14 protein-coding genes are annotated in these 14619 nt (G+C 60.5%); 7 read left to right on the top strand and 7 right to left on the bottom strand.

Annotated features, from left to right (window positions below; genetic code table 11):
- Nucleotides 1-88: 88 nt before the first annotated feature.
- A complete protein-coding gene (locus tag SA339_09945; GenBank protein ID MDW5563535.1) occupies nucleotides 89-1528 on the top strand; it encodes a hypothetical protein in 1440 nt (479 codons plus the stop codon).
- Here the strand turns inward: SA339_09945 and SA339_09950 are convergent.
- The 3 genes from SA339_09950 to SA339_09960 form a co-directional block, all read right to left on the bottom strand.
- Nucleotides 1503-2129, bottom strand: coding sequence for a LysE family transporter (locus tag SA339_09950; protein ID MDW5563536.1), 627 nt, complete (start codon nucleotides 2127-2129; stop codon nucleotides 1503-1505). The two genes, SA339_09945 and SA339_09950, sit on opposite strands and share 26 nt — an antisense overlap.
- A gap of 296 nt (nucleotides 2130-2425) precedes the next feature.
- Nucleotides 2426-2671 (bottom strand): Lrp/AsnC ligand binding domain-containing protein, encoded by a 246-nt coding sequence (locus SA339_09955; protein ID MDW5563537.1) that lies wholly within the window; start codon nucleotides 2669-2671, stop codon nucleotides 2426-2428.
- A 133-nt stretch (nucleotides 2672-2804) separates the two neighbouring features.
- Complete coding sequence (locus tag SA339_09960) at nucleotides 2805-4013, bottom strand: hypothetical protein (GenBank protein ID MDW5563538.1); 1209 nt, start codon at nucleotides 4011-4013, stop codon at nucleotides 2805-2807.
- Nucleotides 4014-4080: 67 nt separating this feature from the next.
- Between SA339_09960 and SA339_09965 the strand changes: the two genes are divergently transcribed.
- Complete coding sequence (locus tag SA339_09965; GenBank protein MDW5563539.1) at nucleotides 4081-4761, top strand: RusA family crossover junction endodeoxyribonuclease; 681 nt, start codon at nucleotides 4081-4083, stop codon at nucleotides 4759-4761.
- Here SA339_09965 and SA339_09970 read toward each other — a convergent pair.
- Nucleotides 4758-5210: a hypothetical protein gene (locus tag SA339_09970; GenBank protein MDW5563540.1), complete on the bottom strand. Its 453-nt coding sequence runs from the start codon at nucleotides 5208-5210 to the stop codon at nucleotides 4758-4760. The two genes, SA339_09965 and SA339_09970, sit on opposite strands and share 4 nt — an antisense overlap.
- Before the next feature lie 142 nt (nucleotides 5211-5352).
- Nucleotides 5353-6669 carry an aspartate--tRNA(Asn) ligase gene (gene aspS / locus SA339_09975; GenBank protein MDW5563541.1) on the bottom strand — a complete coding sequence of 439 codons (1317 nt, stop codon included), beginning with the start codon at nucleotides 6667-6669 and terminating at the stop codon, nucleotides 5353-5355.
- Nucleotides 6670-6785: 116 nt separating this feature from the next.
- On the opposite strand from aspS, the gene SA339_09980 reads away from it, so the two are divergent.
- The 5 genes from SA339_09980 to SA339_10000 all read left to right on the top strand — a co-directional run bounded on the left by SA339_09980 (nucleotide 6786) and on the right by SA339_10000 (nucleotide 11425).
- Nucleotides 6786-7013 carry a ferredoxin gene (locus SA339_09980; GenBank protein MDW5563542.1) on the top strand — a complete coding sequence of 76 codons (228 nt, stop codon included), beginning with the start codon at nucleotides 6786-6788 and terminating at the stop codon, nucleotides 7011-7013.
- A gap of 114 nt (nucleotides 7014-7127) precedes the next feature.
- On the top strand, nucleotides 7128-8270 hold the full coding sequence (locus tag SA339_09985; GenBank protein ID MDW5563543.1) for a fructose-1,6-bisphosphatase: 1143 nt from the start codon (nucleotides 7128-7130) through the stop codon (nucleotides 8268-8270).
- A 1-nt stretch (nucleotide 8271) separates the two neighbouring features.
- Nucleotides 8272-8940 carry a triose-phosphate isomerase gene (gene tpiA / locus SA339_09990; protein MDW5563544.1) on the top strand — a complete coding sequence of 223 codons (669 nt, stop codon included), beginning with the start codon at nucleotides 8272-8274 and terminating at the stop codon, nucleotides 8938-8940.
- Between the two features lie 57 nt (nucleotides 8941-8997).
- Nucleotides 8998-10983: a phospholipase D-like domain-containing protein gene (locus tag SA339_09995; GenBank protein ID MDW5563545.1), complete on the top strand. Its 1986-nt coding sequence runs from the start codon at nucleotides 8998-9000 to the stop codon at nucleotides 10981-10983.
- A gap of 7 nt (nucleotides 10984-10990) precedes the next feature.
- Nucleotides 10991-11425 carry a GNAT family N-acetyltransferase gene (locus SA339_10000; GenBank protein ID MDW5563546.1) on the top strand — a complete coding sequence of 145 codons (435 nt, stop codon included), beginning with the start codon at nucleotides 10991-10993 and terminating at the stop codon, nucleotides 11423-11425.
- Here SA339_10000 and SA339_10005 read toward each other — a convergent pair whose 3' ends face one another.
- Together SA339_10005 and dnaG are read right to left on the bottom strand one after the other, a co-directional pair.
- Entirely contained in the window at nucleotides 11426-12961 is a 1536-nt protein-coding gene (locus tag SA339_10005) for an ATP-binding protein (protein ID MDW5563547.1), read from the bottom strand.
- The gene (dnaG, locus tag SA339_10010) at nucleotides 12958-14421 is read right to left on the bottom strand and encodes a DNA primase DnaG (protein MDW5563548.1); all 1464 of its coding nucleotides are present in this window, start codon (nucleotides 14419-14421) and stop codon (nucleotides 12958-12960) included. The genes SA339_10005 and dnaG overlap by 4 nt, the downstream gene beginning before the upstream one ends.
- Nucleotides 14422-14619 lie beyond the last annotated feature (198 nt).

Below are 14619 nucleotides of genomic sequence, written 5' to 3' on the forward strand. Positions count from 1 at the left end.
GTCCGAAGCGTCCCCACTCACCCGTACTGGTGTAACGGCGGCCCTGGACCGGGCTCGTTAAATAATCGTAGGACGAATTTTAACAGGCATGACTATCCTTGTCTCCATCAATGGCGGTTCGATCGATCGGATCGTCAAGGAGACCTACCGGCAGGATGTCATTCCGGAGATCGATGGCCGCCTGGGGAAGTACGACTCCATGCACATGTGCTTCACTGCCCGGTTGATCTCGCCCCCCGATATCGAGGTGAGGCGCCCCGGCTCGATCTCTGTGCGGGTCCCCATCGAGGGTAAGATGGCCATCCCGTGGGGGGTCGGGGTCAAGTACCACATGGAGGCGTCGACCGATATAGGAGTCGCGGTGGAGGGGCGGAAGGTGGCCACGGACGTGAGCAGGTTGACCGTACAGAACCTCCGGCTGGGAGGCGGTTGCCCCATGCCCAAGGGGACCCTGGAATTGATAGGGTCCTTCGTCCAGAACGTGTTCCTTCGCCTCCTGATGGGGCCTAGCGGCGGACCACTTGTCGACCTGCCATCGATCCAATTGCCCCTGTCCGAGCTGCTGCCGGACGAACTGACGGTCGATGCGCCACCCATCGAGATCGAGGTAAAAAGCATCGTCATCGAGCCTCCCGGCATCGTCCTGAACGTCGGGATGAAGGGAGATGAGACGCCCCCGGCACCCCTGCCGGCGCAGGAGGGATGGGATGTCCTGATGGCGGTCTCCGATGCCACGGCCGAGGTCATGATGGAGAAGGCCATGGCGGCCATCGGTGACATCAAGGGTAACATGTCCTTCGCCATCCCTGATGCCAGCGAGATGGCCGATGTTCTGGTCGCATCCGCGGAGATGGTGACGACCCTGGGACGGCTGGGGCTGGGGAGGAGAAAACTGAGGAGCGGGACATTCATCAGGGTGGAGTACTCGGCCCGCTCCGGACGACCCAAGCTGTGCTTTCAAGAGGGCGGTCGGATTGCCATATGCCAGCTCCCGGCGCACATGACGGCCAAAGCGTTCCTGGAAGTCGAGAGGTTCAAGGGTAGCATATGGCAACGCCTGCGGTCGTTCTTCCGCCCTTACGCCGAGGGGCGGGAGGCTCTTTACGAGAAGGCGGTGGTGAACTCCTGGGACTTCGACGAGGACTTTGTCATCGAGCGCGCCGAGGTAACCGTGAAGCAGGAGCCAAAGATGCCACCCCAGATGGATGTCACCGCCCTGGACCTGACTCTTGAGCTGCCGTGGCCTCTGCCCGAAAAAACCATGGAGCGGGTGGTCGAGGGGCTGGGAAAGGGGATCATCACCTCCCGTCTGCCCAAAGCTTTCCCCACTGAGATCCCTCTTCCCCCGGAGATGCCCTTCAAGCTTAAGCTGGAGGACATGCAGGTCTCTACATCCGAAGGTCTGGTCATCATCCGAAGCAACATTGGCCTGATGCCAGAGGGAGATGCCGAACATGTAAAGCAGGTCTTCAGGGAGAGGTTGAAGACGATCAGCCCGATGCTCACAAAATCGCCTGGAACGAGCTGACGACGAAATAGAGAGCGAAGACGATGAGAAAGGTCCCGCAGGCCATGAATAACAGGCGGTATCTTCGGCCGGTGAGGAACCGTTTGGATCGGTTGACGGATAAGGAAACGAATTCCAGCCACCCGAGGTCGCAGGCCAGATGGACGATGACGAACAGGGGCAGGATGATCAGCCCGTATCCGAGGGCAGTACCGATGAGCGAGGCGCCGACGGTGGCCCACCACAACAGGAAGTATGGGTTGACCGCGGTGAGGGCGATCCCGGCGGTGAACGGCCCGAGCTTGGATCCCTGCACCTGGCCATCCTCTATCCTGGTGCGCATCATGGACACGCCCATGTAGAGAAGGAATGCCCCGCCCACTAGTCCGATTAGGGCGAAGACCGCAGGATCCTTCAGCACTGTCTCGAAGCCCAGGAAGATCGCCACCACCAGTGGTACTTCGATGATGGCATGTCCGGCGGCGATCTTGGCTCCCGAGTGACGGTCCTGGTATCCCTTGGCCACCGCGGTGGCGAATACTGGTCCGGGCATCAGCGCACCGGATAGGGAGATGAAGGCCACCAGGCCTAGGAATAAAAGGGGGTCGCCCAGACCGTCCATGCCTCATCGAAAGGAAGAGGCATATTTATGCGAATTGGTCACCTGAACCGTGCCTTCCTCACGAACCAGGATTCCGGATTGACCTGCTGTGACTTCCGACGGTCCATCCGAATCTCTGGAGGATCGGAGATCGTCAATATGCTATTGAGGGCAGATCTAGGTAGAGTCCCGAGGCGACGCGATGGACCGACCACTCCAGCGCAAACCGGATCGCCATTCATGAGGATGCAGAACGGATCATTTACAGGACGTTGGTCTTGAAGGTCGCTTCAGATCGTTATACCGACCTATTGGATTCAACCCCTGGTGCAGTCTCGACTGATCATCAGAGTCATTGTACTCCTGACTCCAGGCAAGCCCCTCACCTTGGTCATCAACGCCGCTTCCAGGCCCTCCATGGTGGCCGCATCGACAATGGCGACCACGTCATAAACCCCGTAGACGACGTAGGCCTTCTCCACGCCCTCGATAGCACAGATGCTCTCCACGACCGAAGCTTCCCTTCCGACCTCGCAGTTGATCAGCACCACGGCGCTTGGCATCAGGAGTGGCTTGGTGCAGGAAGTAGTTCAACCTTCCCGTTATCGAGATATAGGGCCAGGTCGTACCTGTTGCGGGAGGGGCCCGGGTGATGATAAGAGGGTCAGCAGATCCGCCCGGATGTGATGAGACCTTCTAGGCTGATGCGGGCCCCTCTCGCCCTTCGCCGTCCAGGAAGCTCTTTGTGGTGAGGCACAGCCTGGTGATGTCAAGCATTATGATGGTACCGGCGAGGACCAGGGCTGTTGCGATGATCCAGGAGTATGAGGGATCGACCCCTAGGCCTCCTGATTGCAGTCCCTGTCCGAACAGCAGGGCCAGGTACATGGGGACGAGGCGAAGCAGGATTCCACGATCCTTCACCGCCCACACCGCGAAGAATGCGAAGGGAAAGATGTAGTAGCCCAACCGGATCATGGGGTAGATTGAGAGGAACAGGACGGTGGTGAGCATGGCCCCCCTCCAGATGTCTAGCTTCCATCGGTACACGAGGTAATAGGATAGCACCAGGGCGCCGATGGTCAGCACCGCTCCCACTGTGCCAGGGAGCTGGTATCCGCTCTCGCCGACGAGATTGATGACTGACATTCCCGCGCTGCCCTCGCCGCTTCGGCCCAGCAGATAGTACGACGGGAAGTTGAGGAACTCGATAGGGCACAGCAGGAGGAAAGGCAGGGCGATGAGCGCCGAGGTGATGACGGCGATGGCCAGGTTCTTTACCACTTCTCGGCGACCTCTCAGCTCGAGCAGGATGACCGGATATGTGATGATGGGCAGGAACTTGGTCCAGAAACCGAACGCCGTGGCCGCTGCTGACAGCCCCTTCCTCCCATGAAGGAACAGGAGCAATGGGAGGATGTAGAAGAATGCGACCATGGGCTCGTCCTGGATCCCCCAGGTGGCATCCTGAAGAGCATAAGGACAGATGATCAGGAGGAGGGCGGCGAGAAGCGCGTAATGATCGTCCCATCGTCGCATCACCAGATACATGGCCAAGCCGGTAAGGATGGGGAATAAGGAGAAATAGAGCTCATAGGCCCACCATTCCCCTCCGATCATCTGCGGAGGCAGCAATATGTAATTAATAAGGGGTGGCGATTCAATATCCAGGTCCCGGTAGATGATACCTCCGTTCAGGATGAGGGAGGTCCTCTCCTGATAGATGGGCAGGTCCGGGGTGGGGCCGAAGGACGAGTCGAGCCATTGCCTGATGATCAGCCCGTCGGCGAGAATCATCGTACCGTAGCACATCATGCCCACTACCAAGATGACCGCGATCTTCTGAGCACGGGTGGTGGAGCGGAGGAAGGAACGGTCACCCTTCGGTTCTTCTTTATCGGCCATCTTCCATCCTCTCATGCCCGTCCTACCTGCCCATAGTTCAGCATCGATATTTCACCTTTGTTGAACCATGGGCAGAACTATTATGAGCGGAACGCTCATCCCGGGCCAGGATGGGAGATGCACTTTCGGCCTACTAGAGCATCAGGATATATACTGCCTGCGAATGGCCATCATGAATGGGCATGCCCGAATCGAGGAAGATGATCTGTTGAGGGCGTTAGAGAACCCGGTGGAGACGCTGTCATTTGTGGTCCTGGGAGAGCCAACCCCGGAAGGGAGCACGAGGGCGTACTACATAAAGGCCTTAGACCGAACAGTGACCACGCACCAGAACAAGAAAGGCCTGCAAGCGTGGCGTAACCGGGTCGCCACCGAGGCTCAGCGGGCCCTCGACGGCCGGGAGTGGAAATGCGACCCCTGCTCAGCTTACTCTGTCAGCGTGGATTTTGTGCTCTCTCGTCCTCCCTCCGTCCCCGAGCATAGGAGGCTGCACCCTACCGTCAAACCGGACATCGATAAGCTCGTCCGGGCGATCAACGATGCCCTGACCGGCATTCTATTCTCTGATGACTGCCAGGTCGTCGCGATGTCCATGTCCAAGGACTACTGCGACGAGCGACGGGCAGGGGCGTACGTCACCGTGTGCAGATATCCGAATCAAATCGAGAGGCCGAAGCGCTCCCGCAAGAAGGCGGAGGTCTCGGTCCCCAAGGCCGAGGAAGAGCCCTGCGAGGACCCTCGAGATTAAGCCTTGACCTTCCTTGCCTGCCACAAGCGGAGGTAGGAGCCTATGAGTAGAGCTGCAGGGTAGATGATCTCCTCTTCCAGCCTCATGTGGCGATCAAGCTCGCGGGCGATCGTCGCATACTCCTTCCTTGCGGCGTTCTCAGCCTCTACCGACAGGACCTGCAGTTTCTCACCGATAATCACGTGCTCCTCGAGCATGCGGGACAGATCATCGCTGAAGCGCTGGCTCAGGGCTATTGTCTCCTCGACCTCCTGGGCCGTTCCCTCACTGGAAAGGGTGAGCATCCCCAGCGGCGGAAGAGCGATCTGTTCCTCCTTCTCCAAATGAGGTCGCAGTACCGCCAGGACCGCTGTCGCCGCCGGCCCTATTGTGCCCCCTTCTCGCGACGCGCTCTCCATAACTTCAATGATGTGAGCGTGCTCCTCCCTCAATGACCTCGGTATAATCATATCCAGGATGCATCTGGAAACCCGAGGGTTAAGACCTTATGGTCCGACCGGCCAGGCGGTCCCGGGGTCGGCGATGGTTCAGGATAGCGGACGGCCGGGAAAGGCCGTGGCAAGAAAGAGGAAGGTGTTTGTCGGAGTCCCATCAAGGCACCAATCGGATGCGGTCTCTCGGGAAGAGAATGGTCTCCCTGATGTTGGGCAGGTCGAGCATCTTCTGGACCAATCTCTCGATCCCCAGCCCCCAACCGCCGTGGGGAGGCATCCCGTACTTGAACGCGTCGAGGTAGAAGCCGAACGCTCCGGGGTCGAGCCCCTTCTTCTGCATCCTGGCGACCAAGCGATCGTACCGGTGCTCCCTCTGGCCACCGGACGAGATCTCCTGGCCCTTGTAGTCGAGGTCGAAGGAGTATGAGTAGGGCGTCCCGTCCTTCTCCATGATATAGAACGGCTTGGCCTCCTCCGGGTACTCCACGATCCAATACATATCGTATCCTTTTTCCTTCATGACCTCTCCGAGGGCTTTCTCACCTTCGGTGCCTAGGTCGTCGCCCAGTTTAATCTGCATTCCGGTGCCCTGCACCATCTCCACAGCGTCCTTGTACTCGATGACAGGGTAAGGGGCTTTGGGAACGGAGATCTTGGCGTTGAGGACCTCCAGTTGCGGGGCAGCCTTGGAGGCAACCCCCTCGATGACCGACTGGGTGCACCGCTCGACCACATCCAGCACGTCGGACATGGATTCGATGAACGCTAGTTCGCCGTCGAAGGACACGAACTCGGAGACGTGCCGGACGGTGTCAGATGGCTCGGCCCGGAAAGCCGGTCCGATCTCGAACACGCGATCCAGACCGGTGGACATGAGCATCTGCTTGTACAGCTGGGGCGACTGCGCCAGGTAGGCCATCTGCTCGAAGTACTTGAGCTGGAACAGGGTCGCCCCTCCTTCCGCTCCGGAAGCCACGATCTTGGGGGTGAACACCTCTACGAACCCCTCGTTCACCAGGAACTGGTCGATCAGACTGAGGGCCAGGGACTTGATCTCGAAGACGGCCCGGGCCTCTGGCCTCCGGAGGTCCATGAACCTGTGGTCGAACCTGGTGTCCGCTTCCACGTTCACCTTGTCAATGACGCCCATGGGAAGAGGGGACGCTGCCGTGCTGAGGACCTCGACCGTCGAGGGTATGATCTCCACGCCCCCCTTGGCCTGCTCAGCGGCCTTGGCGGTGCCGGTCACCTTGACCACCGACTCCCGGGACAGGGACGTCAATACAGACATCACCTCGGGAGCGATCTTCTTCTTGGGGGCAGTTATTTGGACGACCCCATGGCGGTCCCGTATGATCAGGAATGAAATGCCGCCCAGGTTCCTTATCTCCTGGGCCCAGCCCTTAACCACGACCTCCTTCCCCGAGTCGGCGGGGGAGAGGGTCCTGGAATTACGCAGCGACGCCTCGCTCATTGGAATACCTGGGCGTGGATAGTCCGCCGCAGTATAAAAGTGATGCCCGGGCAGGTCGACCTCGGCCACGGCAGATACCAAAGATTAATAAGCGGAATGTTCGAAATACGAAGACCATGGCAGTCAACGTCGAGATCGACCAGGAGGGCTGTATCCAATGCGGCCGCTGTTATGGCGATGAGTGTCCCGATGTCTTCAAGGAAGGGGAGGATGGGACCGCCGAGATCGATGAGCAGTATCGCGACGGCGGCTCGGCATCGGGCAAGGTCCCCGATGAAACGTTCGATTGTGTGAACAAGGCAGCGGAGGCTTGCCCGGTGACGGTAATCACTGTGAGCAGGTGAGACGCCGAACAAAGACCACCTCAAAGGGCGCCGATCAACATTCAGTCGGTTGAACAGCCCTACTATCTATTTATATGGAGAGCATTATTTCGAGGAATACTAAGGGGAAAGTAAATGTCAGACAGGGTTACTGTTTCAGTCATAAAGGCCGACGTAGGCTCGGTCGGCGGTCACGCTAGGCCGCACCCGTTGATGATGAAGAAGGCCGGAGAGCGTCTGGCTGACGGTCTCAAGGCCGGAACGATCGACGACTATTATGTTACCCGGGTGGGGGACGACATCAACCTGTTCCTTACTCACACGCGCGGAGAGAACAACCGGGACGTCCACGGCCTGTGCTGGGAGGCGTTCATGGACGCCACCAAGGAAGCGAAGAGGATGAAGCTCTATGCTGCTGGCCAAGACCTTCTAACCGACGCCTTCTCCGGCAACGTCCGGGGCGCCGGTCCGGGAGCGGCGGAGATGGAGTTCAAGGAGAGGGGGGCCGAACCCATGATATTCTTCATGGCCGACAAGACCGAGCCGTCCGCTTACTCCCTGCCCCTGTGCAGGACCTTCATGGACCCGTTCACCACAACTGGCCTGGTCATCGATCCGCGGGCCCACGAGGGCTTCAAGTTCGAGATCGTGGACGTTTGTGATTCCAAGAAGGTAGTGATGTCCACTCCGGACGAGACCTACGATATCCTCACCCTGCTCGGCGATACCACCAGGTACGCCATCAAGAAGATATGGTCCAAGAGCCCGGACATCGGCATCGGCGCTGTAGTGTCCACTGAGAAGCTCAACATCTCCGCCGGCAAGTACGTCGGCAAGGACGATCCGGTGTGCATCTGCCGGGCCCAGAGTGGCCTTCCCGCGGTCGGGGAGGTCCTGCAGCCCTACATGTTCCCCATGCTCGTCTCCGGATGGATGCGGGGCTCGCACTACGGCGGTTGGTACCCTTGCGCGGTTGCCGACTCCGACCCCGTGTACTTCGACGGCCCGCCCCGCATCTGTGCGGTCGGTATGCATGTCAGCAACGGCAAGTTCCAGGGTCTTGAGGACCCCGGCTCCGCGCCCGGTCACCATGAGCCTCTGGACTACTTCGCAGGGAGCTGCTGGGATGAGGCCAGGAGAGGGGCGGTCAAAGCGTCCATCTACATGCGCCGCCACGGGCCGTTCATGCCCGCGGTCCTTGGGCCTGAAGAGATGGAGTACACCACCCGTCCGGCAGTCCTCGGCAAGCTGAAGGAACGCATGGAGAAGCTTGAGTGAGATGAGAGCGCCCGTCGTCATCATCAACTTCAAGGCCTACGCCGAGGTCCAAGGAGAAAGGGCGATAGCCCTGGCCGAGGCGTGCCAAGAGGTATCTGATGACACGGGTGTGATCATCGCGGTGTGCCCCCCTACCACCGAGCTCTCCTCGGTCTCGCGGGCGGTCACCGTACCGGTCTTCGCCCAACACGTCGACGCCAAGCGCCCGGGCGCCGCGACAGGGTATACCACCCCTGAGCTGGCCAAGGCGGCTGGGGCGAAAGGTACGCTTTTGAACCACTCCGAACGGCGCATGGTCCTGGCCGACCTCGCTCTCGCCGTACAGCTGAGCAAGGACGCCGGATTGACCACCTGCGTGTGCACCGATACTTGCACCACCTCCGCTGCGGCCGCCTCCCTCGATCCGGACATGATTGCCGTGGAACCTCCGGAACTGATCGGAGGGGACATCTCGGTCACCGATGCCCGGCCCGAGGTGGTCAGCGATGCGGTCAGTGCCGTCCGCCGGATCGATGATGGGATCCAGATCCTCTGCGGTGCGGGGGTCAAGAACGGCAAGGATGTCAAGAAGGCGGTCGAGCTGGGTGCTTCAGGGGTCCTACTGGCGTCGGGCGTGGTCAAGGCCAAGGAACCCCGCAAGGTCCTGGCCGACCTGGTCCAGTTCCTCTGATCGTCCTGCCTAACTGTAGCGGTCAACGATATCCTCCGGCAGGCGGTGTACGCTCCGATGAGGGGCTTGTATATCATGGTCCTGCTGGTGCTTGTTCTCCCTACCGCCCAGCCTGGCCCCTCATCTCCAGGCACGGAGTGGGGTTCCCTCGATCTCCGCGCGGAGGTCTCGCGGGAATGGGATGTCAGGATCACCGAGCTGTGTCCAGGGCGTCCGCTGGAGTATTGCATCATTACCAACCATGGGCCGTCAGTGCGCCTCCAGGGGACGGCGCTCGACGACGGTGAGGGCAATGTGACTATCCTCGCCGATCTCACCCTTGAGAGGGGTGCGTCCCTCGCCCTAGTCGCCGATCATGAAGCCTTCACCCTCCTATGGCCAGATATGGCATACTTGGAAAAGGGAGATGCATCCTTGATGTGGAGTAGCAGATTCGTTCTGGCCGACAGCGGGGACGAGGTCCTGCTCATATCCCCGGACCACCAAATCGCGGATGCCGTCGCCTACGGGGCATCGGTCTACGGCGGTCCCGGATGGTCGGGGCCAGCGGTCGGCAGTGTTCCCAAAGGCCATGCTCTTCTGAGGGAGGGCGAGGACTCCAACACATCATCCGACTGGTCGGTCGAGCCCCCCGGAAGGTCCAGTTACGTGTCGGCTGAGTTCCAGGCAGTGGTGGAGCCCTTCTCGGCCCCCGAGACCGCCGCCGGACGCATCGCCAGAGAGCTGTCCCTGGCCTCGAGAACGGTGAACTGCTCGGTGTACGAGATCTCCGATCCTTACGTCGTCGACCAGCTGTGCCGGTGCGCTTCGCGAGGGCTTAAAGTCAATATCCTCATCGAGGGGCAACCAGTGGGCGGCCTGTCCGATCGCTCTGTGGACGCCATATTTACTCTCAAGGCCTCGGGGGCGGAAGTCAAGGAGCTGCGCTCGGTCGATTCCTACAAGCGGTACGATTACCTGCACGCGAAGTACATGGTGGTCGATGCACGCCGAGTCACGGTGATGTCGGAGAATTGGGGTTCCGGCCTCTACGCCAACCGGGGCTGGGGCGTCACCATGGACGGCGCCGCGGTCGGTGCCTACTTCGAACGAGTGTTCGGGTCCGATTTCAACGGACCCCTGGATGCCATGGTGCCTAAGTCCCAGGGAAAGCTCCTGGACCCCGTGGAGAGGGCCGGGCTGGCCGAGGAGACCATCAGGTATCGCTGTGGAGTGATGTCCCTACTTTCGCCGGACAATTCCGGGGAAGCGTTGAAGAACCTCATCGATCGCGCTTCGGAAAGGGTCCTGGTAGAGCAGCTTTCGGTTGACCCTGAATGGTTGGAAGGCTCCAGCCTCATAACCTCTATTGTCGAGGCCGCCGGACGAGGGGTGACTGTCAGGCTGCTCCTCGACTCCTCGTGGGGCGAGGAAGAGAACCAGAGGGTGGCCGATGCGCTCAACGCCATGGCCCGCACTAGGGGCATGGACCTCGAAGCCAAGGTAATCTCACCCTACCACGAATTATCGGTGATGCACAACAAGGGGTTGATCATCGACGATCTGGCGGTAATCTCCTCGATCAACTGGGGCGACAGCGCCCTTCAGGAGAACCGGGAGGCGGGGGTGGCGGTGCGATCGAAGGAGATCGCTTCGTACTTCGGGACATTGTTCTGGAAGGACTGGTCAGTGGATCCCGTTCCACCGGTGGCATGCCTGTCCTGGACCCATTTGACGATCACTGCCAGACAGCCCGTGCTGCTCGATGCCAGCAACTGCTCCGATAACGCTCCCTCGCTGGCTGTGGAATGGGACGTCGATGGGGACGGCTCGATGGACAGCAATGCCACCTCCTGGGCGGTGAGGTTGCCGGCGGGAGACCATATCATAATCCTAACGCTGCGGGACAGAGGCAACAACACCGTGACCGCAACCTGCTGGGTGAGCGTGCTTCCTGATGAGGGAACGGCTCCATCCATGACCGCAGCCCTCCTAGCCGTGCCCATGATAGTCGTGGCCATGGTAATGGGTTGGAAAAGGATTAATGGGTCGAAGAGACATTGATGAGGCGTTGCATCTGAGGGGATTCTCGGTCGCGGATCTTCCATCGGTCTATAACTTAGCTTGCTCTACGCTGAGCGAGCGGTACGATCCACATCTGTTCACGGCCATATCCAGTTCCTGGCCTGAAGGGTTCATCGTGGTCGAGAGCCCGTGGGGCATCAAGGCCTTCCTGCTCGGGGTCATGACCTCTCCCATTCACTCCCGGGTACTCATGCTGGCGGTAGCCCCCGAGGTACGCCGTAGAGGCATAGGTACCATGCTGATGGAACGGTACCTGGAGGAGAGCCGCCGGAAGGGGGCCAGGGTACTCACTCTGGAGGTCCGCAAGGGAAACCATGCGGCCATGGAGTTCTATCGTCGGTTCAACTTCGAGCCGGTCGACGTCATCGAAGGTTACTATAATGATGGTGAGGACGCCTACCAGATGCAGCTGTTCGTCTGATCACTGGTATGCTTGATCGTCCCGCATATGTTCGTTCCAGAAGTAGTAAGGGGATTTCTCTTTCTGTGCTGATGAGATGTCGGTGCCCAGCCCCTTCATGTATGTCCCGTAGCGCTCCTTTATCTGCTCCTCGGCCGGGCGGCTCCTCTTCATGGCCACGGCGACGTGACGGGCCTCGATGAGGGCATCCCCGTTGGCCACGGCCAGGTCTCCCGAGGATCGGATGAGGCCTCCGAGCTCCCGGAGGCGGAGGGTAAGCGCGTTCTCTTTCCCATCCATGAGCTTGGCCCTGATCCGTGCTTCCCTGATGATGGCCTCGACAGCTGACCGTGAAGCCGGAGGGATGCGGCCGTCGGTGGCGATTTCCTGGGCCACGAACTGGGCGATACTGGCGCGGTTGGCATCGGTGTCGGGCATGAAGGTTTCGACCAGCACTTCATAGCCGTCCCCGTTGATCCTCGACCGCAGCGGGGAAAGGACCTGCTCCAGATCCTGGATGTTGCACGCGGCGACTAAAATGAAGTTGGCCGGTACCGAGTCCACGCGAACTGACGCACCCGATGACTGAGGGTTCCGACCGGTGATGGGTGCCCGCTTCTCTTGCATGGCGGTAAGGATGTAGCGCTGCAACTGGCCCAGATGCGAGATCTCGTCCAGGAACAGCACCCCCTCGTGCGCTTCGTGGATGGAGCCAGGGATCACCCTTTCGTACGGCTGGGTGCCTAGCTGAGTATGCCCGCCGAACGGGTCATGGCGGACGTCCCCAAGGAGCTCGGTCTCCGAGGCCCCGGTAGCCAGGACGAATGGATTGCGCTCTAGAGGAACGATTACCTTGTGAGGCCGTTGGCGCTCCAGCGCACGTCGCTTCTCCAGCGCGCCCTGGTCCAGGACCCGGATCTTGTCCCCGGCGCGCTCGAAGACGATCACCTCTTCCTTGTCCCCGCGTTTGCGGGTGGTGGTGACCTTCTCCTTGCCCGCGGCGGCGAGCCCCGGGGCGGCGCTGGCCATCGATTCCATGAGGTTTCCGAGGATGTCCCCGAATGGATTATTGGCCTGCATCCCGGTGTCGAGCTTGGCCTTCTCACAATGGGGGCAGGTGCGCTCCGTGGCCGCGGAGTACGCTCCGCAGGATCGGCAGCGGTAGCCCAGGCGCTCGGCCACGCTCACCGGCGCGGACTCGGGGTCGATAAGCTCACCGACCGCCGATCCTCTCGTTTCCCGCTCCTTCAGCACCTCGTCCTCCCGTTTGACCTCGACCAGCGGCCGCTCGGGGTTCTCGGGATTGTGCACCGCCCTTATCTCCTCGCGGGGCTTGGGCAGGTGAAGAGCAAGGGCCTGAGCAATCATGGACTTTCCGGTGCCGGGCGGGCCGACCAGCAGGAGGTTCCTCCTCTGCCGGGCCGCGATCCGCGCCAGCTCCACCGCCTCCTCCTGCCCGATGACTCTGGCCAGGGGATCCTTCGGTATGAGGATGTCGGCGGTGGTGTCGATGGACCTCAGGTCCATCTCTTTCCGGATGTCCACTTTTTCGCTCATTCGTTCAGGTCGTCCCTGGTCCAGACCTCGACCGAGGCCGGCTGCTTGGTGATGTTACCCATCTTGGTGCCTACGATGGTGACGATCTTGTTGTCGGCCGCGATGTCCAGGATCCTCTGGGTGACGATGCCGTCGAATACCACGGCGTTCACACCCTTGACGTTGGTCTTGAGGGTGTTGACGAGGTCCCTCACCGGGACCTCCTTGATGATCGCCCCGGACGCGTCCAGGATCTTGGCCTTTGAGGTTGTCGCCAGCTCATTGATAAGACTCTTGTAGAGCGTCTGGGCTTCGGACAGCTTCTTGCTCGGCTCGGCCTCCACCACTTGCGGCTCCTCGACCGGGGCTCCGGTCTTCTCCGGCAGCTCGGCCATGGGCTCGATCACCGGCAGCTCCTTGACCGGCTCGCGGGGCTCCCTGGGCTCGCGCTGCTCTCGGGACCGGCGGTCCCGGGGCTCGCGGTGAGGCCGCTGCTCTGGCGGGCGCTCCTGGGCCTTGGCTTCCTGGACTGGCTCCTCGCGGGGCTCCCTGGACTCACGGAATTCTCTTTCCCTTGGTTCGCGGGGCTGCTCCCGGGGAGCGCGCTCCTCGCGGGGCTCCATAGCCGCGGCCTTGCCGTTCTCGGAACTCATCCCGTACATTTCCATGAACTGCTCGCCGGGGATCTTGTTGCGGAGGCATTTCATGATCTGCTTCTGGGTAAGCTCCTCGACTTCCATTCCCCGCGGGGCGCGGGCCACGAAGTCGACTTCGGCCACCTGGAACAGCTCCCGGAGGATGAGCTCCCCGCCCCGGTCGCCATCCACGAACGCGGTGATGACGCGCTCCTTGCTGAGGTCCATGACGGTCTTGGGGACGTTGGTGCCCTCTACTGCTATAGCGTTCTTGATCCCCGACTTGAGGAGATTGAGGACGTCGGAGCGGCCTTCCACGATGATGATGGCATCGCTGTCCTGGACGTTGGGTCCGGCGGGCAGGTGCTCCTTACCGTAGGTGATGATCTCCTCGGTCTGCACGCTCTGCCGAACGCTCTCGGTGAGGTCGATGCCGGAGGTCTTGGATTGCTTGATAAGTTCGGTCAGCAGCTCCCTGGCCCTCTCGATGATCTTGGACCGCTTGGTTATCCTGACATCCTCTATGCTGAGGACGGAGATCTTGGCCTTGCACGGGCCTACCCGATCGATGGTTTCCAAGGCGGAGGCCAGAATGACCGTCTCCACCTGGTCCAGGCTCGATGGGATGAGGACCTCGCCGTCGGACTTGCCCTGCTTCGAGCTGACCTCGACCTCGATGCGTCCGATACGGCCGCTCTTCTGGAGGTCCCTCAGATCAAGCTCGTCGCCCAGCAGACCTTCGGTCTGGCCGAAGATGGCACCTACCACATCAGGCTTCTCCACGATTCCGTCGGCCTGTAGCCTGGCCTTGATCATGTACTTGGTAGTGCTAGGATCGATGTTCATTATGGTTACACCTCATATAGTCTTGAAAACGACTGTCCTGACGACCAAAACGCACGCTATTCTATCCACTACGTTTACCCGGTCGTTCGCCCGATCGAAGGCTGGACGAGACTGGGGTTTCAACTATTATGCTCGCTTCAGGGCGAGCTGTGATGATGATAGTGAGCATGAAATCAGTCATGTGAGGAAGTCGTTTCG

The organism is Methanomassiliicoccus sp. (assembly GCA_033485155.1).
Classification (GTDB): Archaea; Thermoplasmatota; Thermoplasmata; order Methanomassiliicoccales; family Methanomassiliicoccaceae; genus UBA6.

Coding starts and splice junctions, on each gene's coding strand:
- SA339_09970 (MDW5563540.1), bottom strand. CDS start 5,210: ATGATTATACCGAGGTCATTGAGGGAGGAGCACGCTCACATCATTGAA.
- SA339_09955 (MDW5563537.1), bottom strand. CDS start 2,671: ATGCCAAGCGCCGTGGTGCTGATCAACTGCGAGGTCGGAAGGGAAGCT.
- dnaG (MDW5563548.1), bottom strand. CDS start 14,421: ATGAACATCGATCCTAGCACTACCAAGTACATGATCAAGGCCAGGCTA.
- tpiA (MDW5563544.1), top strand. CDS start 8,272: ATGAGAGCGCCCGTCGTCATCATCAACTTCAAGGCCTACGCCGAGGTC.
- SA339_09965 (MDW5563539.1), top strand. CDS start 4,081: ATGGGCAGAACTATTATGAGCGGAACGCTCATCCCGGGCCAGGATGGG.
- SA339_09980 (MDW5563542.1), top strand. CDS start 6,786: ATGGCAGTCAACGTCGAGATCGACCAGGAGGGCTGTATCCAATGCGGC.
- SA339_09985 (MDW5563543.1), top strand. CDS start 7,128: ATGTCAGACAGGGTTACTGTTTCAGTCATAAAGGCCGACGTAGGCTCG.
- aspS (MDW5563541.1), bottom strand. CDS start 6,669: ATGAGCGAGGCGTCGCTGCGTAATTCCAGGACCCTCTCCCCCGCCGAC.
- SA339_10005 (MDW5563547.1), bottom strand. CDS start 12,961: ATGAGCGAAAAAGTGGACATCCGGAAAGAGATGGACCTGAGGTCCATC.
- SA339_09950 (MDW5563536.1), bottom strand. CDS start 2,129: ATGGACGGTCTGGGCGACCCCCTTTTATTCCTAGGCCTGGTGGCCTTC.
- SA339_09995 (MDW5563545.1), top strand. CDS start 8,998: ATGAGGGGCTTGTATATCATGGTCCTGCTGGTGCTTGTTCTCCCTACC.
- SA339_09945 (MDW5563535.1), top strand. CDS start 89: ATGACTATCCTTGTCTCCATCAATGGCGGTTCGATCGATCGGATCGTC.
- SA339_09960 (MDW5563538.1), bottom strand. CDS start 4,013: ATGGCCGATAAAGAAGAACCGAAGGGTGACCGTTCCTTCCTCCGCTCC.